Raw genomic sequence first — 23,653 nt, 5'->3', positions numbered from 1 at the left:
TAGCGGTATATAATATTATAGAAAAAAGTAGAATTTTTTTAAAAAAGACCTTTAAAAACATCCCCTTTTTCTAGGAGAAAATCGAGATTCATTTTAGGGGTATAAAATAGAATATACTAATATATACCCCTAAAATGAATTGATAAAAACCTCTTGATTTTATTGACTTTTATTAACCTCTTTTTACCAAAAATGAAAAAAATAGATGAAATTCAAGAGAATACTATTCCTAAATCTCTCTATTAAGCCAGCAAGATTACATCTTGCTGGCACTGAAAAAATACTGATTTATCAATATTTTATATCTGTCTTATCACACAATTATCAACTGTAAATAGTTTTTTGCGTAAATAATAGTGTGAAAACAAGTAGATTGCCCTAGAATTTATTGGTTTTTTTTAACTAATTTGTTTTACACTAATAGAATTAGTATGTAAAAATGGAACAAATCCTTTGAAAATACCTATGAAAAACCCTTGATTTTATTGACTTTTTTAAATCAAATCGTTTTACACTAATAGAGTTAGTATATATTAATTATATTAGTGTAAAATGAATTAGCTAAAAAAAGACAGTATTTATGGGAACTTTCTATACATATTCACACTATTATTTACACTATAACCTATTTACAATAAAGATATGTCTGATAATAGCTATACAAAACATAGAAAAAACAGGTATATAATTCTACCTGTTTAATAGCTTACTTTTTATAAAGAACAACTTTAGATGAATATTTCTCTTTTATACCCAATTCATAATATAAATCTTTCGTCAATCGTTCTCTTTTAATCCCATAATTATTATAAATATCAGCTCTAATTTTCTGAAAGTTATTTTGAGTGATGCTCTTCTTTGTTTTCCTCACTCTAGCAAGTTTAGATATTAAATTTGATTCATACATATATCCCTGTTCTTCAATCTGAGTCATAAGAATTTTTACAGCTGATTTTTCTAACGCCACACTAGCCTTAGTTAAATTTCTATCTCTTTTACTCATGCTCACTAAACCTCTGTCTTCCAGTGGTTTATATGCTTGTGGAAAGTCTTGATTTGCTTTTTCCTCTCCAAATAATCTATAAACCAAGTTATAACCTAATCCTGAAATCGTAACATTGTTTTTCACCATTTCCTTAGCTAATATTTGAGAGTTTTCAATATTTACCACTGGATAATATACATTACTTGTTCTTATTTGCCCAGAATTCTCTTGTTGATTTAAAATCAACTTTTCCTTCAGGTCTAAAGGTATGGATTTTGACTCTGCCTTACGAATCAGTTCTGTGACGGTCACTACATTTAAAATATTCCACATTTTCCCTTCGGATATTTTATATCCCAAATTTTCTTTTACTAACTTAGCATACGTTTTTAAAGAAATGAAATTCATATATTTCACTTCCCCAGTCTCTTTATCCATATACGTATAATCAAAAATTAAGTCTAAAAGTAAATCTATTTCTTGTCTGTAATTATACAAATATTTATTTAAATCAGGATAGTTCAACCTTAAAGTATTACGTTTTAATGCTTTTTGTAGTTCCATTGCATTATATCTTGCTTCTCCAATTTCACTCTTCCAATTTATTTCACTATTTGTAATCGTTATCAGAACTTCAATAACTTTTGTATAGGATTTAATATTGAGCAACTTCCTTATAACTCTTATAATATCTCCTTGGAAAGGAGATTGTTCACTGAAGCACTTATATAAATAAATATCGTATTCTTCATTTAGATAGACACTTGCACTTGGGTTTGTTTCCTCATGGAAAATATCTAAAAATGGATTCATATCTGGAAGTTCCAATATTTCTACCATATCTATAGTTTTAAAAAAGTTCCCTGCAACAATAGGGTCAGAAAATTCACCAGAAAAATTATTTCCTAGTCTTTCTGCAATAATATCGAATTTTCCTAATTTTAATAGTTCATAATTTGGTATTGAATCATCCACTATTTCATTGTTTGAATCTCCTATTACCAGAGAATTTTCAACATTTATGTTTTCCAACAGCTCAGAAACATCTAAACGATTATCCCAATCAATCACTTCATATCCATTATTGCTCCCAAAGAACATTCTACTTGTTTGTCCAACTGAACTGTCTGCTTGAGGATATAATTTAAATAATTCTTGATAAATTTGTTCAATTTTTTTATTAGAAGTAACCACTCCATCTAATCGAAAAACCACACGAAATTTATCTACGTTAGAATTTTTATCACTAAACGTTTTATATATAAAACAAGCATATTCCTGCATCAACGAATCAGATTCCAAGTCTTCCAATGTATACAAATTATTTTCATCTTTATTATCAAAATCGAGCATTATTAATTCTTGACCAATAATCTCTGTATACTTAGACAACTTAGGTTCTTTTAATTCAGCTAGAACAACAGTTTTTCCATTCACAGTTAGTTCTTCTGCAAATTCCTGCATAGAAATATCTACCAATGTGTTCATTATAGTATTAGATATTTTACGAATGGTAATTGGATTAGGTTTTACTTTATTCGGAATATTACTTAGATATACTTTCATAGTCACTGTCCTCCAACATTAGCAATCTACCGTATTTTAAAACGATTACTTTCTCCAATAATATCGTTTTTTCTTCTGTCAGTCCTCTTTTTTCTTTTCGAAAATTATGTAGATTTTGATTGTGGATACCAATCGCCCTAGAAAAAACGGTCATTTTTACCCCATAGATTTTATCCAATATATGTAGCCAAGTCTTTACCTTTTCTTGTTTCTCAGTCAATTCCTCTTCTGTTAATCTTTTTGAATTCATTTAATTATCCTCCGTAAATTATTATATTAATCATTGCTGCCGGACTATATCATCAATTATCAACTGAAGTCAAGAATGAATATTGTATTCGGATAATAAAAAATAATTAGTGTATCTTTATTAAAAGAATACTCTTGTTTTCTTATTCCGTTCTTAGATATACCAAAACTATTAAAAACATTGATATATCAATGTTTATTATATTTTCCATCTTAAATTCGACCTAAAAAACACCTTAAATTGAACATGAAGTGGATAATTCCCCATAAAAATTTTTTCGTGAAGTCTGAGAGGTATATTTTCAAAAATCCATTGAAAAATCGTCGATATTACAATAATCTTGTATTTCTGTCAACAAGTAGAAAACCCTTGATTTTACTGGCTTTTTAAAGGGTCATTTTTTAAGTGGTTTTTGACAATATTTTTGAGATAGATTTTTGTAAAAAAAAGAGACATGACTTTACTCACATCTCTTCTAACAATTCTTTTTCTTTTGTTACTACATGTTTCTCCCAAAGACAAGCTACTAATTCTTCACTGAATAATACTCTCTCTTGTTCTTCAATAGATAAATTTATAAATTCCTTATATAAAGCAGTAGCTACTCCATTGATTACTACTTTAGGAATAGTTACATTCGCTTGAACAAATACTTTCTTCACTTTATTTTGAACATATTTCTTTCGGGCTAATTGATTAGTATTCATCTATTCTCCTTACATGAAAAAGTGGTCAAACATTGCAATAGTGAAAAAATATTGTTCAAATTCAGCTAACACTCCATCGAACGCTTGTTTATATAAATAAATAGGTTCATTATTATCGGTTAGTGAGACATATACGTTATCCAAATGAGAAGTATTTTTTCCATTTATACTCATTTGGTTGTTTAAAACCGCAAGCGATGGAGCTTCTTCATTTTCTAGACTACTTAACATTTTACTTATATCTCTTGTATCCGTTGCTTGCTTTGAATGGATGGGTTTTACTACCAGTAATGCTTTTTCTACACGATTTTCTTCTGTTACCAAGTCTTTTACAGTGTGTAAACTTATTATTATTTCATCAGCTTTTTGAGTTACTAAATAATAATTTGTTTCTCCAGAACCTTGATTTAAAAGCAGAGTCACAAATTTATCATATTTACTACTATCAATTTGTAGATTTGAACCAATTTCTGTTGCCTCTACTACTTCGGCTTTAGAGTTACCTATATAAAAAAATGGGTTTGAAGCACTAGGATTCCCATTATAAAATAAAGTGCCTACATTTAATCCATCCATCTCAAAAGCTTCATAAATATCTTGTTGATTTACAACAATATTCGTATTGAACCTGTCATCATCGATTTTTATTTTATCTTCTAATGATACTTCAGAGTGACTTTCATCGTTTTGCAACTGTTTAAATTCATCTATCGCACTTAATTCTTCAACTTTTTCAGTTGAATCTATCGATATATTACTGTTAAAACTACTTTCATTTTCAATAGGTTTTTCTTTAATTGTCGAAGAATTACTATTAACTGCTTTTGCTACCACTGGTTCTTTTATTTGTGAATATAAATAAGCTCCTGTTCCACCGCTTATCAGAACAATTCCAATTAACGCTGTTCCCATTTTCATCCATTTTTTCATTTTATTCACCTCTTCTGTTATCTTTTATTAAATAAATTAATCACAAACACTATTCCAGCAACAAACAAAAAGGAAATAAACAGATGTTGGAAAACAAAATCCAATACATGTATCAAAATGGTTATGACAATTACTAATAATACTATCCAACCAATGCAGCCACACCCTTTTTCTTTTTCGTCAGGTACTTCTATCATTTCTTGAAAAATCCTTCCGCCCTTTAACGCCATTATTTCAATCCTTTCTTAAACTTTCTTGATGCAAAAAATCAACGTTTTTGCCACAACAAAATAAGACCACCATATCAACTACAGAAATGTTGATACAATCGTCTTTTTTATGTATTTTATTTTTTTAAACAGTGTCGGTAAAAAACGTTGATTTATTGCCGGTAAAATCTTGCTTCCCTCCAATAATGTTACCCTTAGAGTGATAATTTATCAAGTCTCATTTTCGGGACAAACCTTCTTTTTTAGCAATGTTATAAACAGTTTTTTCGGACACACCACATTTTTTTGCAATTTCTTTTAAAGATAGCTGATTACCCTTATATAAAACAATGATTTTCTTACGTTTACTTTGTTTTATTGGTGGTCTCCCCAAGGTCTTGTCAGTATTAGCTAAGGCTTCCTTTGTTCTGATGCTAATATTTTCAGCTTCAAATTCTGCTATTCCAGCTAAGACAGTATAAAATAATCGTCCACTTGCTGTTCTGGTATCAATCGATTCTTGAATACTTTTCAGATAAATTTCTTTCTCATTCAACTCTGACATCAGATTCACCAATTGCCTAGATGACCTGCTTAACCGAGCTAAATTATAAATTAGTAAGGTATCTCCTTTTTCTAAACGTTTCAATGCTTTGTCAAGTTCTGTTCGATGTTCCTTTCTTCCACTAATCTGCTCAGAAAATAATTCATCAGGTTCAAACTTTTCCAATGCCTTTCTCTGCACTTCTAGTCCTAAGTCCTGCGTATTTTTGCTAGTGCGAATATAGCCAATCGTTTTATTTCTCATGCGAGGTCTCCTCCTTTCTTTTCCTTAGTTTAATAATTTCTTTTTAAATACAAAAATACCCTGACTACTGGGAAATAGACAGGGTAAATGAAAAAATCATTTAAAACCATATAGGCGATTCAAATGGTTTCGTCAAGGTAGTTTTATTATTACATAAAAAATAACAATTGTCTAGCAAACAAATCGTCACTTTACTTTTCTATTATTTCTTATTTTTTTAAACGAAAAAAACACATAAGAAACTATGTATCAACATTTATAACGTATTAAAAAATTCATATCAGTTCTTTAAGATGCTATAATAACATATGTATTAAAAACAAAAAGGAGGTCATTTTTCATGACAAATGGAACGAGTCAAGGGCTATTCGTAGTCGTTGCAATTATTATATTTGGTATATTCATATTAATAAGTTATCTATTATTTAGAGATACTTTAAAACCAAGTTTAGCTAATATTTTTACAGATGGGTTAGAACAAGCAAACACTGCTTTAAATAACGGAAGTATTATAGAAAATAATATTAATACTGATGAAAAAAATACAAACATTTATAATAATCAATTATATGTAAAAATAAGAGACAAAAATGAATCTAAGAATGAGACAGAAGTTTGGGTATTGCTTGAAGAATTAAAAGATGATACTTATGCAATAAAAGCATCTGGTATTAAAAATACCTCTCCAACATATAATATAAATAACCCAAGCTATTCTGGCTCAACAAGTATGACAGGGGATTTAATCCTACCAGATACGATTAATGGAAAGAAAATAACTTTAATTAAAGAATACGCCTTTTGCTTTTCTATGTTTAACGGTCAATTGACCCTACCTAAGTATTTACAATCAATTGGAAATCAAGCTTTCAATAATTCTAAATTTTCAGGAAGTTTAACATTACCTGATTCTTTACAATCAATTGGAGGTTTTGCTTTTTATCTTTCTAAATTTTCAGGAACATTAGATATTTCTAATGTAACCAATATTGGAGCTTATGCTTTTTGGAACTCATCAATATCCACTGTTAAAAATGATTCTTTAGATAACAAGAATAAGACAATAGGTTCAAAGGCTATAAAAATGGCTGACGGTTCATATTACAGCATAAACTAGACTACTACTAATACTATCCTGCCTATTTAATTACTTATCGCTCATTCAATGAGCGATATTTTTCTATCAAACACTATTTTTATAGTCAAGTTGATTTAGAGACAACGTTCAAATTTCCATCCCCTACTTTTAGATGATAAAATAGAGATGGATAGTTATGAAAAGGGATAGTTATGAGATGGATACTTTTGGAAGTCAGGGATACTTTACTAAATTATGAACCCCTTCATAATCCTTACATTTATTAATTTTCATACCCTACCTAAACCCTCCATCAACCCTAAAAAAGAGGTTTTTTCAAAAAATAAAATGATAACAAAATGATAACTTTTGTGATAACTTTTTGAAAACTATGTCATTTATGAGGTGAATTCGGAGAAATTACAATGGAAACCTCCGTGAATTTTCCAAAACAGCTGCATAAGTAAAAACTGGAAAAATTTTCTATCTGGATACCATCACCAAATGATGGATAGAAATGAGAATGGATAGTTATGAGTGTAGGGTTACTAATGGATAGTTACGAGAATGGATACTTTAATAAAATAAAACAGATAAAACTATAGGAGGGAGTGTATATGACCACACTTTTTGTAAACAATCGGGCAATTGATTCTGAGGAATTATTAGATATCATTGCTCAATCGAACGGAATATATGAAAACACCTTGATTAAGCTCTTGCAATGCAATCGTATCAGCCTAGAGGCACGGCTGAAGACCTTAAAAAAGAATAAAATAATATCTAGAGGAAAATTAAATAAACACTTCTATTATGTTAGTAACTATGACTTGAAACATATGAAGGATTTAGACTTGCAGTCAATGGTCGTTCAATATTTGGTTACAATTGGCTTGTATACCAATAAAATTCAAGTAATTGATTCACCATATAAAAACAAACAGCTCTATCTTTCAGTATTTGCTTCAGGTAAATATAACTATAAAAATGATAAATCTATAAAAAAACTTGCAAATAAACGATACAATCAATTAACTTCTGAAGAAAATAGAAAGTATTTTAGTCAGTTTATCGTCAAAGAATTGACTAAATTCCCAATTAGAGTAGCTTCTTTTTCAGATATACTACAAGAAAAATACTATACAACTTCTATAGATACTGTAGATATTCTTGCACTACCTAATAAAGAATTTATCCCAGCAATACAATCCAACTTAGCAGATGTATCATTTAGAAATCTAGAAAATAATAGCACTCTCATTAGAAATGATATTTTGATTTTTCTGAATGATTCTAATGAACTTTGTTACTTTGTGAAAGAAAATAATCAATATAAGTTACAAGCAATTCCCTGTATAGTTGATTTCTTCTATTACTTAACCTTACACAAAAATTCGAAAGATGCAATTTATATTTCTGATAATAGAAAAGAATATGATAATGCAGATAACTTGTATTTTCAAAGTTATTTGAATAAAGAAAAGTATAATACTATTCAATTAAAAAAAGACAAGCAAAAACCACAACCTTAATTGACTGTGGTTTTTGTTTTGTTATAAAGAGTCGCTTTAGCTTCTAGTAATTTAAAGTCACATGAAAATTTCACGAAATAAGCGTTTTTCTCATACACGGTTTTTCTATAAACTACATTTGATTTATTTTCAATATTTTGACTGATATCTTTCATAAAAATCAATTGTTTTTGCATCATCTGATGTTTAGGCTTACTTAAGTCTAAAATAATAGGTTTTAGTTCACTTTCTGGAACAGGTATCATGTTATGGTGCAATAAATATCCTAAAGGATTATCTAAATTTCCTAATTCGAATAATCTGGTAACTATTTGGCTTCTTTTTCTCATATTAATATCTTTTTGAGGTTTATCTTTAGAATAACTTGATAAAGGAACAAAATAATTAAAATCATTCTTTTTTAAGACGATTCCTACATACGTGCTTGCTTCATTTTCATACTGATGATGCACCTTACTTTCAAACTCACGCAAATAATTAATATACCCATCCGTCACCGTGTAAAAAGAAAAACTATTTTTCATAAAATCTCCTATCTACATAAAAGAGTCATCCCCATTTGAGAATGACTCTTTTATCAATTCCAACTATGGCTTGGATACTCCCATTTTATCAATTCCAACTATGGCTTGGATACTCCCATTTTATCAATTCCAACTATGGCTTGGATACTCCCATTTTATCAATTCCAACTATGGCTTGGATACTCCATCTACAATTACATATTATCATATACACATATTTAAAACAAGTAGCTAGACCTGAAAAATGTTACCTACATCCAACTTTAACTTACTAATATACTCAATTAAATGGGTCAAAATCTTCTAGCTTAGCTTTTATATCTTCCTCTTCAATCCCTGCATATCTAAGCGTAACTGCTTGGCTACTATGATTTAAAATCTTCATCAGAGTAACAATATCTCCTTTATTCTGTTGTAAAAAGAAGTAGGAAAATGTTTTTCTAAGTGTATGTGTGCCAATATAATCTAACCCTAGATTATCTGCAATTTTCTGTAGGATTTTATAATACTGATGACTGGCTAAATGTCTACTACTATCTGTTGGACTTGGAAATAGCCACTCAGATTCCGCACTATGTTCTGTATTTAAATAATCAATAATGTTTGATGTTAAGGATTTCAGATGAACGGTTCTTTTTTTACCAGTCTTTATTTCAATAATTTCTGTTTGCGTCTTGTTTTTCACATCAGATACCTTCAGGTTCAATATATCTGAAATCCGTAACCCTGTCTTTATTCCAATTGCCATAATCAAAAAATCTCTTTTTCCGTGTTTGCCCTTTTTTAATTCTTTTCCAAATTGAATTAGCGTTTCCTTATTTTTTATCGGTTTGACATTAATCATTTTTTGTCCCATAAATTACCTCCCTAAGATGCACTATTTATGGATACTTATAGTGTATTTAAATATAAAAGTATCCATCTCCCTATAAATCAAAAATGAAAGATTGATAGAATAGGATTGGTGATGGATACTAATTATAAAAGTATCCCTGTTAGGGTCCTTTATAGCATCATAATTTGGAGGTTGCAAATTTGTAGAACATAAAAGACGTTGATGCATAATACACTCAACGTCAAACCACTATTCAAATACTTGTTATATAAATATCCCCTTATCCAACTCTATTCTATTAGTTTTTTCAAATCCATAGTCATCATATATGGAAGCAATAATGATTTGATTATCTTTAAAATCTCTAGATAATATCTTCATAATGTCGGAAATATTTTTTTGGTCAACCTCTCTTCCACTAGGTGAATCCAGCACTATAGGCAGTTTGTACCCTAAATATTTCTGTAATTCAATAATATAAGCCATTTTGAAGCTAAAAACCATTTTATGGTATACAGCCCCAGAAAAACCTTTTAAATCATCTGTAAATATATAATCCCTATTGTCGTCCATATATTGATAAATATCTAATTCTTTGGCATATCTCTGTATAGATAGATACACATTATCAATTATACTATTATTTATTGTTATTTTATCAAATATCATCTTTTTCAATTCTTTTTCTCTCTGTTTGAGTTGTTTGATGATTTTATCTAGAGATATCGGATTAATAATTAGATTAGCAACTTGAGAATCAAATTTTTGAATCTCGCTTTGTAATGAAATTAAACTACTCTCTTTTGCTATTTTATCTTGAACTTCTATTATTTTTGCTTCTAACTTTCTTTTTTTGAATTCTAATATTTTTTTTCTAATATTTAACAACTCCTGATTATCCTCAAAATCAACTAAGTTATCTTTGGTTACTTGTATTTTTTCTCCGTTATTTTCTATATATAGACGCATATTTTCAATATATTCAACAAATGAAATATTGTCTTTACAGGATACCTCAATATCCTTAATCTGTTTTTTTAATATGTTTTTGTCCATAAGCAGAATATTTAAATCTCGTTCTAACTCGTCTATATAATCACTTGAAAAATCACTATCTTTAATATCCAGCAAAGTAGTTTTATAATCATATAAATTTTTCATTGTCTTATATTTCTTTTGTTCAGAAACGACTGATTCTAACTCTAATTCAAGAGTTCTACTTTCACGTTCTGCTAATCCAGAAATCAAATCTTTTAGATTAAAGTATTGTTTACCTATGACAATTCCTCGATTTAATAACGTCCATCCCTTTTCTTGGTCTAGATAAATCGCACCTAAAATATTGGATAAAACCTTCTCATTATCAGTTTCGAAGATAAAGCTATGCAACGATTCAGAATCGTTAGGTAAAAAAAATAAATGTGTATTTCCATTTTGTTCAAAATCTATAAATTTATCATCTCTTTCAAGAATAATTAATCCTTTGCTAGTCTCTATAGTTAATTTAGTTTTAACATTTTTGAACTTGATTCCTTTAGTTCCTGGTATAGAGTATCCCATTGAATAAAATAGAAGTCTTAGTAAAGTGGATTTCCCAACACTATTTTCCTTACTCACAACTAAATTAACATTCTCACTAAAAAGAAAAGTTTTCACAGAATTTCCATATGATAGCTCTAGGCTTCTAAAATACATTAAAGATTCACCTCCGTTATCATCTCATTAATCACCTGTTTATTGTTCAATATTTTAAATAAAATTATTTTTATCAGAGTCTCTAAAAGCTCTGCATCCATGGAATCAGTGAATATAGCATCCACATAACTATTCCAGTTTTTAAGCACAAAATAATTAATATTTTTTTCTCTTCTATTATGTGATTTTCTATGCACAGAAAAATCACCTATTACTTTAGTTGCAAAATCAAAACGTTCTGTCTGTCTATTAATAAAGTCCTCATATCTAGAAATTATGAGTTCAACTTCTTCTTTATCTAAGCCCAGTTCTTCTTCATAGTCTATTACAATTTTATCACTTTCCTTTAAATTACAGCAAATTGATATGACAGGCCACATCAATTGTCTTTTGGATAGGTTTATATTAGTATCTTTGTCACTTGCGTTAAAGAACAAATCACTTTGCCATATTTCAAGTATATCCCTAGCATAACTCTCTTTCATAGAAATACTGGTTAAAAAGTCTTTGAGTTTCGACTCTATTATTCTTTCTCTTGTTAACTTTATATTTCCATCAAAAGGCATGACTGCAATACGAAAATTATCAATATCAAATTTCAAATTTTCTGATTTTTCAATTTCCTTAATTTTTTTCAAAGCTCTCTTGGTAGATGACTCAGGAAGCTCTAGAAATTGTCTTTCAATATAATTTCCACCCATAAACATATAGTAATGAGACTGCTGTCCTCCAATAGGATTAGGATAGTTAGTAACAAAGTAAAGCCTCTCATACGATTCATTATTCGAGGCATAAATCAGAGTTCTTAACCCTTCCGAAAATTTTTCCAAAGCTTTCTTATCTATTCCTAAATCAGACTTTGATTTTGCTTGGATAAATATCTTATTACCTGTTTTTAGATTAAATTCAATATCTTCATCTTTTCCTTCTACTCTTACACTGTCAATATTTTGAATTTCATTTAACATAAAAAATATAGCTACGTTGATTTGAAAATGCCATCCAAAAATTGATGCTGAAGCATTAAAATTTTTCATACTTTAAATTTCCTTTTTTTATATTAAAACTCTTTTTATATTATAGCATTATTTCAAATAAGGTTGTTTTGAAGTCTAAAATAAACGATTTAATTCCATTTATTACATCAAATAAAACATCGTATTCTATTACTTGATATCATATAATGTTCTTAACTTTATCCTATGCCATAAAAAGGAGAATTTTTATGGCACAAATTAAACCATACAAAAAACAGGATGGCACAATCAATTATATGTTTGATTACTATGTAGGTGTTAATCCTAAAACTGGAAAAAAACAAAAAACCACTAGGAGGGGATTTGAAACAAAAGAGGAAGCTAGTTTAGCTTTAGCAGAATTGAGTCTATTGGTTGCAACCGAACAGTATTTACCTAGAAAATATAAAACATTTAACGATGTTTATACACTATGGCTAAAGAAATATAGAGGAATTGTTAAAGAAAGCACGTATGCAGGAACACTTAGTATCTTTAAAAATAATATTTTGCCATATTTTCAAGAAATAGAAGTGCAAAATATTACGACAGTTTATTGTCAGGAAATAGTTAATAAGTGGTATAAAATTCACCCTAAAAGATTCAAACGTTATATTTATTATTTCAACGCTGTTATGAATCATGCCAATTATTTAGAATTAATTTTTAAAAATCCAATGGAATTTGTTCAATTACCCCAGAATAATATAGATTTAAATCAATATAAAGAATTTGATAACTTTTACTCAAAAGATGAGTTATTAGAATTTCTAAACTTTACTAAGAAGAATTTTGAACATCAAAGATTCATATTTTTTCATTTGTTGGCTTTTTCAGGAATCAGACGTGGGGAAGCTTTATCACTAACTTGGAATGATATTAATTTTGAAGAAAAATACTTGCATGTATCAAAAACATTAACAAAGGGTGAAAATGGCAGATTCCTAATTCATCCACCGAAAACTAAAGCAAGTTTCAGGAAAATATTTCTGGATAATCAAACATTGAATTATTTACAGACATGGAAAGAATTACAAAAAGAAAAACTAAACTTAACTTTCGATAACCCCAAACAATTACTATTTCCTAACCATAAAAATAGTTTTTTAGAACCAAATATACCAAAAGAATGGCTACAAACTATTGCCAGACATTATAAAAAGAAGACTGGAAAAGACCTGAAAATTATTACGATTCATGGTTTTAGACATACCCACGCAAGTTTACTATATTTATCAGGAATAAATCTAAAGGAAGCACAAGAACGTTTAGGTCATTCTAATGTTAAAACTACACTGAACGTATATACACATTTAAGTGATAAACAAAGAGAACAAACAGTTGATAAGCTAACAGAGTTTATGAACCTAGATTAATTTTAAAAATAACAAAAAAACCCACTGGTTAGAGTGGGTTCACGGGTATTGAATACCCCTTTATTTGTTGTTTTCTAGGGCTTGGCGACTTTGGTCAGCCAATGCAGTAAATGCTGTTGCATCGTTTACAGCCAAGTCAGCTAACATTTTGCGGTTGATGTCGATTTCAGCTAATTTCAAACCGTGCATCAATTTTGAGTAGCTTAAGCCATTCATACGAGCCGCTGCGTTGATACGAGCAATCCACAATTTGCGGAAGTCGCGTTTCTTTTGACGACGATCGCGGTATGCGTAGTTGTATGAATTCATTACTTGTTCTTTTGCTGTTTTAAATAAAGTGTGTTTAGAACCGTAGTAACCTTTTGCTAATTTTAGCACTTTTTTACGACGTTTACGAGTTACTGTTCCACCTTTAACACGTGCCATGTATAATTCCTCCTAATATGAAAATCGATAGTTGTTTGAATTTGTAAAGCCTGGGACGCAATTATTTCATGCGTGCTAATTGTTGACGGATACGTTTGTAATCGCCAGCTGAAACCATAGAAGCTTTACGCAATTGACGACGTTGTTTTTTTGTTTTACCGTGGAAACGGTGGCTAGTAAATGCACGGAAGCGTTTCAATCCGCCGCCGCCAGTACGTTTTACGCGTTTTGCTAATCCGCGGTGTGTTTTTTGTTTTGGCATAACTAATTTCCTCCTCAAAATCTTTCGTTATCTGACTTTAAACTGAAACTCAGTGAGTCATTATTTATCATTTTTTGGCGATAATACTAAGAACATGCTGCGTCCATCCATTTTTGGTTTTTGTTCAACGGATGCTAAATCAGCTGTTTCTTCAGCCAAACGATCCAACACTTTCTGACCAATCTCTTTATGGGTAATGGCACGGCCTTTGAAACGGATCGAAGCTTTTACTTTGTCCCCTTTTTCAAGGAATTTACGTGCATTACGCAACTTTGTGTTGAAATCATTGACGTCGATCGTTGGACTTAAACGAACCTCTTTAATGTTGATTACTTTTTGTTTTTTACGAGCTTCACGGTCTTTCTTCTGTTGCTCAAAACGATATTTTCCGTAATCCATAATTCTTGCTACCGGTGGTTTCGCATTTGGTGCCACCAATACCACATCAAGGTTTGCTCGTTCTGCAATTTGCAATGCTTCAGCTTTACTCTTTACACCAAGTTGTTCGCCGTTTTGATCAATCAAACGCAATTCACGTGCACGAATGCCGTCGTTTACCATCATATCCTTTGCTATGGTCATTCACCTCCGAGTTTTTTGAGAGAAAGAAAAGCTTGTCGATTCGAAATCAGACAATAAAAAAAACGAGTTCTTCACGAACCCGCACGTACTCCATACACAAAATGTAGGAATCCTATTCTGCCCAGCGATACAGTCACTCAGGCGAGAAGCGGGTGCTTCTGCTTTAATTTCTCAACTTTTATAGTATACTGCTTTTTTTAGTTCTTGTCAATGATTTTCATGATTATTTCAAAAAAGAGCGCTTAACAAAAGTGACCAGCCACCTGAAGTTTCGGCTTGGTTCCAAAGAAGCTACTTCTAATCGTTTATTTGAAAAAAGAAGCTGCGACAAGATTTTTGTCACAGCTCCCTCAGCTATTTATTATTCAGCTTTCAATGCAGCCATTGTGATGTAGTTGTATGGTTGATTGAAGTGTGGTAAGAAGAAGATATCAAGTAATTTCATCTTGTCGATGGTTACACCTTCTTCAATTGCTAATGAGAACATGTGAATTCCCATAGCGATTTCTGAAGTACGTGATGCCATTTGGGCACCAATCACCCGACGTGATTCTTCTTCGTAAACAATCCGGATTTTCACGGTATCGTTTTCTTTCATGAATCCAGGTTTTTGCGTATCTTCATAATCTGAATACTTCACTTTCACACCGTTACGTTCTGCTGCTTCTACGGAAAGACCGGTAGAAACCATGTTGTAACCAAAGATTGAGATTCCGTTTGATCCTTGGACCCCAGTTGATTCCAATGATGTACCGCCAATGTTATGGCCAGCTACGATCCCTGAGCGAACGGCATTTGTTGCTAAAGCGATGTAGGTCGTTTGTTGCAATGCATTTGAATAAACCGTTGCACAGTCTCCAACCGCAAAAACATCTGGGTCACTTGTTTGTTGGTGACGGTCTACCAAGTAGGCACCATTCGTAAATAGTTCCAAGTGCTCTTTGCCTAATGTATTGTTTGGCAAGAAGCCGATCGCATTGATCACAAGATCCACTGGATATTCTCCATTATCCGTTACCACTGCTTCTACTTTGTCGGTTCCTTTGTATTCTCGAGCTAATTCACCAAAGTGCAATTCGATCCCATGCTCTGCTAAGTTTTGATCCATGTCATCCGTGAACCATTTGTCATAGTAGTTTGGTAATGCACGGTTAGCGGCATCAAATAAAAGAACGTTTTTACCACGACGTTTTGCAGCTTCTGCAATTTCCACTCCAATATAGCCGGCCCCGATGACAGCAACATTTTTTACTTCTTCAGCTGCTAGTTCTTTATCCACAGATTGGCCATCTTGGAATCTCTTCAAGAAATGAATATTGGCTAAATCACGACCAGGTACTTTTGGCGAAATTGGTACTGAACCTGTTGCTAAAACAAGTTTGTCATATGTTTCTACCACTTCTTCACCATCTTTTGTTACTGCATGAACCGTTTTTTTCTCAAAATCAATATGGTCAACAGTTGTTTCCATATAGATTTTTGCTCCCTTTGCCTCAAAATCTTCCCGTTTTGTATAGAATAAGCCTTCATACGAATCGATTTGACGTCCAACCCATAATGCAGTCCCACAACCAAGGTAACTGAGGTTTGTATTCCGATCGATCATTACAACTTCTTGATCTTGGTAATTGTCTAATAAGGTATTTGCTGCGGCAATCCCTGCGTGGTTCGCACCAATAATCACTGTTTTTGTCATGGAAAAATTTCCCCCTTTTGTTTATGGTTTCATTATAGCTACATTGTGAATTTAAAAACTATCAAGATTTTCGCAAACCGTTAAAAAAATGACAGTTTTTACTGGTTATTGCCGAATTATCCTTGAATTATGCTTCTGAAATGAAGATTTTTCTTAAAACAATTCATAACCTTGTGAATATAAGCGTATTTATTTTTTCATAAAACCTTGCTATTTCAGCAGCTAAAGTTAGCCTATTGAATTAAATTCACAATCTATCCATCAAACATCTTTGCACTGCAAAAGGCATCGCTCAAAACATGGTATACTATTAAAAAAACAAAATTTTGAGGTGCAAAATGAAAAAAAAGCAGCCGGATCCTCTTTTACCGATTATTGAATACTCAGAAACAAAAGATTTTTATCTTGAAGATGAAGAAATTTTTGAACAAGCTTTTTTTACAGAAACTGATGCCAGTTATGACGCTTGTACGGGTCTCATTTTAAAACAGTGCCACTTGAAAAAGGTCACCATGCAAAAGACAAGACTAGAGCATTGGGAATGCCAAAATGTTTTCTTTGAAAACTGCGACTTTTCCAACATGGAATGTTTGGGCGCTAGCTTTCATCAAGTACACTTCAAAAACTGCAAGCTGACCGGTACAAATTTTGCAGAAAGTTATTTTCGTGACTGTACATTTGAATCTTGCGTCGGCAATTTTGCTTCCTTCAGCAACACCAATCTCAAAACGATCCGCTTTGCAGAGTGCCAGCTGAATGACACAGAATTTTACGAAGTCCAATGGAAAAATCTCCAGTTGCAGCACAATCAGCTGACAAACAGTAATTGGTTCCGAACCAAACTCTATCAGCTGGATCTGCGGACCAATCCTTTCCAGAAAATCGCTCTTTCGCAAGAATTGTTGCGGGGATTGATCGTTGACCAAGAACAAGCATTAGTGATTGCAGCGGGGTTAGGTCTAGTGATTGACTGAAGCATCACTTGATTCTGCGCCAGAGTGCAATCAACATCCATCCTGACAAGACTAAACTGATCAGCAGAGCGATTCCCCAGCCAAACACGGTATTCGTGAAGGGCAATGGAACGTTCATGCCAAAGAAGCTGGTAACGATCGATGGTACCGTCAGCAACAACGACCAAACAGTCAGGAATTTCATCGTGTCGTTCAAGTTGTTGTTCAACAAATTATTGTACGTACCTGACAATTGTTCCAGAATTTGAAACGCTAACTGAGTCATTTCAACGGCTTGTTTCGCTTCGATCAGTGCATCATCCAACTGCTCTTTTTCATTGTCGTCCATTAAACGAAAGAACGACAAAGCTTTGATCTGTTCTAATAAAACGGCATTTTGTTTCGTTGCCGAAACCAGATAAACGAGTCCGATCTCCAAGTCAGACATCTCCAACAAATTTTTATTGGTGGTCTTTTCCCGCAGCCGTTGATTGAGATGCACGCGATCGCTATTGACTTCTTCGACTAAAGGAAAAAAAGTTCCTGAGATCAAAAAAAGACTATTAAAAAGAAAATGAATCGGTGTTTGCAAAGGATTTTGCACGAGTATCCGTTCCATCATCGGAATCACATATTGTGTATTTCTCGAAGAAAAAGTAAACAGCCGATCTTTTTTTAAGATAAACGTCATCGGACTTGTTTCAAAATGATTGTCTTTCTTTTCTTGTTGAGGTACGTTGAACACCAACAACAATGCTTGATCATCAGTATCGAACTCCACACGGGCACGTTCATTCTTGTCTAATGAGTAAGTTAACATCTCATCAGTCAACTGGTGCTGTCTTTGTAAACGCGCAATACTGCTACTGTCTTGTTGATCCACTTGAATCCATTCATAACGGCCATTGTAAAATCGTTTTTTTTCCACTGGTTTCCCTCCACACGTTACATGTTCGCTTTCTTCTATTATAAAAGAAAACAGCTGGAATCCCCACTTTTATGGGCTGGACTCCAGCTGTTGCTTTATTTGCGCACTTTTGCCAGTGCTTCGTCGACCATCGCTAATACCTTTTGGGCTGCTTCTGGATCTTCAACAAAATTGAATTGATCGCCGTCGATTTGGATTTTTGGACTTTCTTGGTATTCTTCATACCATTGATCATACCGTAGATTCAATTCTTGATAATAGTCATACAAGGTAGGATCAAAGGATAACTGTTCATATTCCCGTCCCCGTTTATTGATCCGTTCTAACATAGTTTCAAAAGAAACCCGAATATGGACCAATAAATCTGGATGTTTTTTATGAGCTGCATAAGGCAATTCTTCCAACATGTTGGCCAATAAATCATCATAAACCCGAACTTCTGTATCCGTTGCTCGCCCTAAATCAGCATTCAAATGGAAAAGCAGTGAATCTTCATAAATGGATCGATCCAATACATTATTATCATCATTCAATGCTTTTTTGATACTATCAAAACGTTTATTCAAAAAATAAATCTGCAATAAAAAAGCATATTTATTTGGATCGGCATAAAACAACGGCAGCACTTCATTATCATCGATTGACTCATAAAATGCTTGACTGCCTAAATGATCAGCTAACAATGCAGTTAAACTTGATTTTCCTGCGCCGATAGTTCCTGCTAATACGATCACGCTCATATCCCCCAACTCACTCATCACTAAATATTGTATGTTTCATTTGCGTAATCAACTATACACTACTAGATATTGTATCGTCAACCCAGCGCTTTTGAAGCATAAAAACAAAAAATTTTCAATAAAAGTTTAAATATTTTCAGTTTTTTACGATTTCTTTTTCGGAATGCTTAACGAAACAGCCTTCTTCTAGTAAAATAAGAAAGAATCTTTTATTCGTTTTTCTGCGAACTTTTCTGTTCTAACGGAAAAACAAGGATCTATGATGAAATCACTAGTAATTATTAAGTAGATTGCAGCTTAGTTTAAAAGAATGACTCACAGGATCAAAGGGGAACCTTTATTTTTTTGCCTGCTGCTTCCTCTGAGACATTCTTTTGACTTCTGCTGCAGTTCTAAGAGAAATGAGGATAATGAATGTCACTCGGTACTGGCATAGCTACAGGGAAAATCATATTAATGGGTGAACATTCGGTCGTCTATGGTGAACCCGCCATCGCTTTTCCATTTGCTGGCGCAAAGGTCCACGTGACGATCACTGCCAGCCTAACGAATGATTTAACCTCCAATTATTACCACGGCCCACTAGAAGAAGCTCCTTCGCATTTAAAAAATGTGAAAGAACTTCTTCATCGCTTGCAGCAAGACCATCAAACCGGTCCCTTTTCTGTTTCGATCGTTAGTACAATCCCTTCAGAACGAGGAATGGGTTCAAGTGCGGCAGTTGCAGTTGCGTTGACTCGGGCCTTTTTTGATTGGCAGCACAAAGAGTTAAAAAAAGAACGGCTATTGGATTATGTCGATTTTTCTGAGAAAATCGCGCATGGAAATCCTAGCGGTATTGATGCTGCAGCAACAAGCGGCAACGAGGCGATCTACTTTACCAAAGGGCAGCCGATTACTTCTTTTCCATTGACGATCGATGGCTTTTTGTTAGTCGCCGATACAGGGATCAAAGGTCAGACCCGCACAGCTGTCAAAAGCGTCGCGCATCTGTTTGAAACGCAAAAACACCAAACGAGTCAGGCTATCAGCCGCTTAGGTTCTTTAGCAAAGACCGCTAAAGAAGCTATCTTACATAATCAGCTGACGCAGCTAGGTCAGGCAATGACCCACGCACATGAGACCCTCCGGCAACTAGGTGTCAGCAATCAAAACCTGGACGATCTCGTGTCACTGGCATTAGCCAACGGCGCTTTTGGCGCAAAACTGACGGGCGGTGGCCGCGGTGGCTGTATGATCGCTTTGACTCAAACAAAAACACAGGCTGAAGTGATCAGCCGTATTTTATTGTCCAATGGCGCCCATGCCACTTGGATTCAAGGATTAGGAGCTTACGAACATGTATAAAGGAAAGGCGCGAGCCTACACGAATATTGCTTTGATCAAATATTGGGGCAAGGAGAACGAAACACTGATCTTGCCAATGAATAACAGCTTATCTTTGACGTTAGATGCTTTCTATACAGAAACCTCTGTTACCTTTTCAGAGGAATATACTCAAGACCGTTTTTTCCTGGATGACAAACAGCAGAGTGAGGCTGCAACGAAGAAAATCTCCGCTTTTTTGGATCTTGTACGCGCAAAAGCCAATTGTCCTTTTTTCGCGCAAGTCAACAGCCGCAATTTCGTTCCAACAGCTGCTGGTCTTGCTTCATCTGCTAGTGGACTAGCTGCTTTAGCCGGAGCCTGTAACGCAGCACTTGACTTACAATTATCACAAACAGAACTATCCCGTCTCGCTCGGCGGGGATCTGGCTCTGCTTGTCGCAGTATTTTTGGCGGCTTTGTCGAATGGCATACTGGTGATGATGACACGTCTTACGCAACACCGATTGCTTCGGAAGGCTGGGAAAAAGAGCTAAGTATGCTTTTCATTTTGATCAACGACAAAGCAAAAGATGTTTCCAGTCGTGACGGGATGCGTCGGACTGTAGAGACTTCCAGCTATTATTCTGGTTGGCTAGAAAGCACACCACACGATTTGAAAAAGTTAAAGCAAGCCATCCGCGAAAAAGACTTTCAGTTATTAGGTGAAACGACAGAAGCCAATGCCCTAAAAATGCATGCCACTACTATGGCGGCGACTCCACCGTTCACCTACTGGTCTCCTGAATCCTTGCGAGCAATGGATTGCGTCCGTTCCTTGCGTCAAAAAGGGCTGGCCTGCTACTTTACGATGGATGCCGGACCAAATGTCAAAGTGCTTTGTCAAAGAAAAGACGAAGAAGCTATATTAACCCAGCTGAAAAAAGATTTTCATCCTGAACAATTAATCGTTGCTCACGCAGGACAAGGGTTGGTTGATTTACCAATGACAGTGACCGATCCGTCTATGACAAATGAAGGAGTGTCGAAATGATAGAAACCTCAGTCCCCGGCAAATTATTTATTGCAGGTGAGTATGCGGTCGTTGAACCTGGACATCCAGCGATCATCGTTGCGGTGGATCAATTCATCAATGTGACGATCGAAGGCGCCCGCAAAAACGGCAGTATCCAATCTGCCCAGTACAGTGACTTGCCGATCCGCTGGACCCGCCGCAATGGCGAACTAGTACTGGACCACCGAGAAAATCCTTTTCATTACATTCTAGCTGCTATTCGTCTAACAGAAAAATACGCTCAAGAAAAAGGAACCCTGCTCTCTTTTTATGACTTAAAAGTAACGAGTGAGTTAGATAATTCCAACGGTCGAAAATATGGACTTGGTTCTAGCGGTGCAGTGACCGTTGCTACCGTCAAAGCACTCAACCTCTACTATGATCTAAAAATGGATCGCTTGACGCAATTCAAGATCGCCGCATTGGCCCATTTGGCCGTGCAAGGGAATGGCTCGTGTGGTGACATTGCTGCTTCTTGCTATGGCGGCTGGCTGGCTTTTTCCACATTTGATCATGAGTGGGTCTTACGAAAACAGCAGGAATGGACATTGACTCAGCTATTGACCAGTGATTGGCCAGAGCTTTCGATCCGTCCATTGATTGTCCCAAAATCATTGCGCCTGTTGATTGGGTGGACAGGTAGTCCTGCTTCCACTTCTGATTTAGTTGACCAAGTCTACCAATCAAAAGAAGCCAAAGAAAAGGGCTATGCCAAATTTTTGGCAGACAGCAAAGACTGTGTCAATCGTTTGATTGATGGCTTTTTAAATGAAGACAGCCGAACAATCAAAAAAATGATTACCGAAAATCGAAAATTACTTGTAGGATTATCTAGTCTGACTGGTGTAACCATTGAAACACCCGCTTTAAAGAAACTATGTGACTTAGCAGAAACCTATCGCGGGGCCGCCAAGTCTTCAGGCGCTGGCGGCGGGGATTGCGGCATTGTGATCGTCGATCAAAAAACCGGGATCTTACCATTGATGAGCGCTTGGGAAAAAGCCGACATTATTCCATTGCCGCTGCATGTCTATCACTATCGGGAGGAGATTTAATGAATCGAAAAGATGAACACGTCTCATTGGCAAAAGCCTTTCACAAGCCACGGTTGAATGATTTTGATGCGGTTCAAATTATTCACCAGTCCTTTCCCGAGATCGATAGCGCACAAGTCACTTTGGAAACGGAACTCTTTGGCCGCTCTTTCGCTACCCCTTTTTTCATCAACGCCATGACAGGCGGAAGTGAGAAAAGCAAAAAAATCAACCAAGACTTGGCTGAAGTTGCGAAAGCTTGTGACCTGATGATGGCGACTGGTTCTGTCTCAGCTGCATTAAAAGACCCAGCGCTGTCCGACACGTTCCAAGTCGTTCGCCAAGTCAATCCAGAGGGCTTTCTTTTAGCAAATGTCGGTGCTGGTAGTTCCGTTGAAAATGCCTTGCGTGCGATCGACTTATTTGAAGCCGATGCCTTACAGATCCATCTGAATGCCCCTCAAGAATTGGTGATGCCAGAAGGGGACCGTGAATTCAGCAATTGGCTAAGTCTGCTGGAACAAATCGTAAAGGCGGCTCCAGTACCAGTTGTCGTAAAAGAAGTCGGTTTTGGTATGACCCGAGAGACTATTCAGCAATTGATTTCGGTAGGCGTACAAACGATCGATGTTGCTGGTAGCGGCGGAACGAGTTTTACCCAAATTGAAAATGCCCGCAGAAAAAAACGAGAAATGGCTTACTTGAATCACTTCGGCCAATCGACGGTTATTTCTTTACTAGAAGCCAACGAAGTGCAACACTCCTTCACGACAATCGCTTCAGGAGGGATTCGAGATGCCTTTGATATTTTCAAAGCTTTATGTCTTGGTGCCAAAAGTGTCGGAATCTCTGCTACGATTTTGACCATGCTCTTAGATAAAGGACCTGAAGAAACGATTGCCACCATCCAGTCTTGGAAAGAACAGCTTCAGCTGCTCTACACCATGGTCGGACAAACCCTGACACAGGATTTGACCAATGTACCGCTAATTTTCTCCGGTTCTGTCAAAGACTGGTGTCATGCCCGGCATATTTCGTTGTCGGATTATAGTTTTCGCTAAAAAAGAGGCTGGGACAGAAATGTTAAACTCCGCAAAATAAGGAGGAATACACGGAAATTGCTTTTCAAATTTTGGGGTAG

Annotated in this window: 24 protein-coding genes and 1 other annotated feature; of the genes, 8 read left to right on the top strand and 16 right to left on the bottom strand. The window is 34.4% G+C overall.

All coding sequences use genetic code 11. The annotated features are described in order from the left end of the window. Positions 1 to 706: 706 nt before the first annotated feature. From EGX73_RS07595 to EGX73_RS07565, 6 genes are all read right to left on the bottom strand, one after another. Entirely contained in the window at positions 707 to 2,551 is a 1,845-nt protein-coding gene (locus EGX73_RS07595; RefSeq protein ID WP_123866855.1) for a hypothetical protein, read from the bottom strand. Then, positions 2,532 to 2,801: a hypothetical protein gene (locus EGX73_RS07590; protein ID WP_123866854.1), complete on the bottom strand. Its 270-nt coding sequence runs from the start codon at positions 2,799 to 2,801 to the stop codon at positions 2,532 to 2,534. Before EGX73_RS07590 ends, EGX73_RS07595 begins: the two co-directional genes overlap by 20 nt. A gap of 464 nt (positions 2,802 to 3,265) precedes the next feature. Next, positions 3,266 to 3,508, bottom strand: coding sequence for a hypothetical protein (locus EGX73_RS07580; RefSeq protein WP_019723519.1), 243 nt, complete (start codon positions 3,506 to 3,508; stop codon positions 3,266 to 3,268). 9 nt (positions 3,509 to 3,517) lie between these two features. Then, entirely contained in the window at positions 3,518 to 4,438 is a 921-nt protein-coding gene (locus EGX73_RS07575) for a hypothetical protein (RefSeq protein ID WP_123866853.1), read from the bottom strand. Between the two features lie 17 nt (positions 4,439 to 4,455). Beyond that, a complete protein-coding gene (locus EGX73_RS07570; protein ID WP_005233820.1) occupies positions 4,456 to 4,668 on the bottom strand; it encodes a hypothetical protein in 213 nt (70 codons plus the stop codon). 217 nt (positions 4,669 to 4,885) lie between these two features. Further along, positions 4,886 to 5,455 (bottom strand): recombinase family protein, encoded by a 570-nt coding sequence (locus EGX73_RS07565; RefSeq protein ID WP_123866852.1) that lies wholly within the window; start codon positions 5,453 to 5,455, stop codon positions 4,886 to 4,888. A 340-nt stretch (positions 5,456 to 5,795) separates the two neighbouring features. Here EGX73_RS07565 and EGX73_RS07560 point away from each other — a divergent pair, with 340 nt between their 5' ends. Then, a complete protein-coding gene (locus EGX73_RS07560; RefSeq protein WP_123866851.1) occupies positions 5,796 to 6,572 on the top strand; it encodes a leucine-rich repeat domain-containing protein in 777 nt (258 codons plus the stop codon). Positions 6,573 to 7,150: 578 nt separating this feature from the next. Then, a complete protein-coding gene (locus EGX73_RS07555; RefSeq protein WP_123866850.1) occupies positions 7,151 to 8,065 on the top strand; it encodes a hypothetical protein in 915 nt (304 codons plus the stop codon). On the opposite strand, the gene EGX73_RS07550 is transcribed toward EGX73_RS07555, so the two are convergent. From EGX73_RS07550 to EGX73_RS07535, 4 genes are all read right to left on the bottom strand, one after another. Further along, positions 8,062 to 8,589, bottom strand: a complete 528-nt coding sequence (locus EGX73_RS07550) for a type III toxin-antitoxin system ToxN/AbiQ family toxin (protein WP_123866849.1) — start codon at positions 8,587 to 8,589, stop codon at positions 8,062 to 8,064. The genes EGX73_RS07555 and EGX73_RS07550 overlap by 4 nt on opposite strands. Before the next feature lie 280 nt (positions 8,590 to 8,869). After that, the gene (locus EGX73_RS07545; protein WP_123866848.1) at positions 8,870 to 9,445 is read right to left on the bottom strand and encodes a tyrosine-type recombinase/integrase; all 576 of its coding nucleotides are present in this window, start codon (positions 9,443 to 9,445) and stop codon (positions 8,870 to 8,872) included. Positions 9,446 to 9,688: 243 nt separating this feature from the next. Then, positions 9,689 to 11,119, bottom strand: coding sequence for a hypothetical protein (locus EGX73_RS07540; RefSeq protein ID WP_096741735.1), 1,431 nt, complete (start codon positions 11,117 to 11,119; stop codon positions 9,689 to 9,691). Beyond that, on the bottom strand, positions 11,119 to 12,156 hold the full coding sequence (locus EGX73_RS07535; protein ID WP_123866847.1) for a hypothetical protein: 1,038 nt from the start codon (positions 12,154 to 12,156) through the stop codon (positions 11,119 to 11,121). The genes EGX73_RS07540 and EGX73_RS07535 overlap by 1 nt, the downstream gene beginning before the upstream one ends. A 188-nt stretch (positions 12,157 to 12,344) precedes the next feature. On the opposite strand from EGX73_RS07535, the gene EGX73_RS07530 reads away from it, so the two are divergent. Beyond that, the gene (locus EGX73_RS07530; RefSeq protein ID WP_123866846.1) at positions 12,345 to 13,511 is read left to right on the top strand and encodes a site-specific integrase; all 1,167 of its coding nucleotides are present in this window, start codon (positions 12,345 to 12,347) and stop codon (positions 13,509 to 13,511) included. Positions 13,512 to 13,571: 60 nt separating this feature from the next. On the opposite strand, the gene rplT is transcribed toward EGX73_RS07530, so the two are convergent. From rplT to nox, 4 genes are all read right to left on the bottom strand, one after another. Further along, complete coding sequence (gene rplT / locus EGX73_RS07525; RefSeq protein WP_005233807.1) at positions 13,572 to 13,937, bottom strand: 50S ribosomal protein L20; 366 nt, start codon at positions 13,935 to 13,937, stop codon at positions 13,572 to 13,574. A 61-nt stretch (positions 13,938 to 13,998) separates the two neighbouring features. Then, on the bottom strand, positions 13,999 to 14,199 hold the full coding sequence (gene rpmI, locus EGX73_RS07520; RefSeq protein WP_003128650.1) for a 50S ribosomal protein L35: 201 nt from the start codon (positions 14,197 to 14,199) through the stop codon (positions 13,999 to 14,001). 60 nt (positions 14,200 to 14,259) lie between these two features. Further along, the gene (gene infC / locus EGX73_RS07515) at positions 14,260 to 14,781 is read right to left on the bottom strand and encodes a translation initiation factor IF-3 (RefSeq protein WP_003128645.1); all 522 of its coding nucleotides are present in this window, start codon (positions 14,779 to 14,781) and stop codon (positions 14,260 to 14,262) included. Positions 14,782 to 14,829: 48 nt separating this feature from the next. Next, positions 14,830 to 14,951: a sequence feature (ribosomal protein L20 leader region), on the bottom strand. Between the two features lie 191 nt (positions 14,952 to 15,142). After that, entirely contained in the window at positions 15,143 to 16,477 is a 1,335-nt protein-coding gene (gene nox / locus EGX73_RS07510; RefSeq protein ID WP_003128643.1) for a H2O-forming NADH oxidase, read from the bottom strand. A 338-nt stretch (positions 16,478 to 16,815) separates the two neighbouring features. Here nox and EGX73_RS07505 point away from each other — a divergent pair, with 338 nt between their 5' ends. Then, a complete protein-coding gene (locus EGX73_RS07505; RefSeq protein ID WP_003128642.1) occupies positions 16,816 to 17,451 on the top strand; it encodes a pentapeptide repeat-containing protein in 636 nt (211 codons plus the stop codon). A gap of 4 nt (positions 17,452 to 17,455) precedes the next feature. On the opposite strand, the gene EGX73_RS07500 is transcribed toward EGX73_RS07505, so the two are convergent. Beyond that, positions 17,456 to 18,358, bottom strand: a complete 903-nt coding sequence (locus tag EGX73_RS07500) for a magnesium transporter CorA family protein (protein ID WP_003128641.1) — start codon at positions 18,356 to 18,358, stop codon at positions 17,456 to 17,458. A gap of 95 nt (positions 18,359 to 18,453) precedes the next feature. Beyond that, positions 18,454 to 19,098: a deoxynucleoside kinase gene (locus EGX73_RS07495; RefSeq protein WP_003128640.1), complete on the bottom strand. Its 645-nt coding sequence runs from the start codon at positions 19,096 to 19,098 to the stop codon at positions 18,454 to 18,456. A gap of 414 nt (positions 19,099 to 19,512) precedes the next feature. Between EGX73_RS07495 and mvk the strand changes: the two genes are divergently transcribed. From mvk to fni, 4 genes are read left to right on the top strand one after another with little or no spacing between them, the layout of a single operon-like run. After that, on the top strand, positions 19,513 to 20,445 hold the full coding sequence (gene mvk, locus EGX73_RS07490) for a mevalonate kinase (RefSeq protein ID WP_003128639.1): 933 nt from the start codon (positions 19,513 to 19,515) through the stop codon (positions 20,443 to 20,445). Then, positions 20,438 to 21,457, top strand: a complete 1,020-nt coding sequence (gene mvaD, locus EGX73_RS07485) for a diphosphomevalonate decarboxylase (RefSeq protein WP_005472717.1) — start codon at positions 20,438 to 20,440, stop codon at positions 21,455 to 21,457. The genes mvk and mvaD overlap by 8 nt, the downstream gene beginning before the upstream one ends. Then, positions 21,454 to 22,533, top strand: a complete 1,080-nt coding sequence (locus EGX73_RS07480) for a phosphomevalonate kinase (RefSeq protein WP_041119815.1) — start codon at positions 21,454 to 21,456, stop codon at positions 22,531 to 22,533. The genes mvaD and EGX73_RS07480 overlap by 4 nt, the downstream gene beginning before the upstream one ends. Further along, complete coding sequence (gene fni / locus EGX73_RS07475; RefSeq protein ID WP_003128636.1) at positions 22,533 to 23,573, top strand: type 2 isopentenyl-diphosphate Delta-isomerase; 1,041 nt, start codon at positions 22,533 to 22,535, stop codon at positions 23,571 to 23,573. Before EGX73_RS07480 ends, fni begins: the two co-directional genes overlap by 1 nt. Positions 23,574 to 23,653: the final 80 nt, after the last annotated feature.

The organism is Enterococcus sp. FDAARGOS_553 (genome assembly GCF_003812305.1).
GTDB lineage: Bacteria > Bacillota > Bacilli > Lactobacillales > Enterococcaceae > Enterococcus_D > Enterococcus_D gallinarum.
This window is presented reverse-complemented; position numbering and strand designations above follow the sequence as displayed.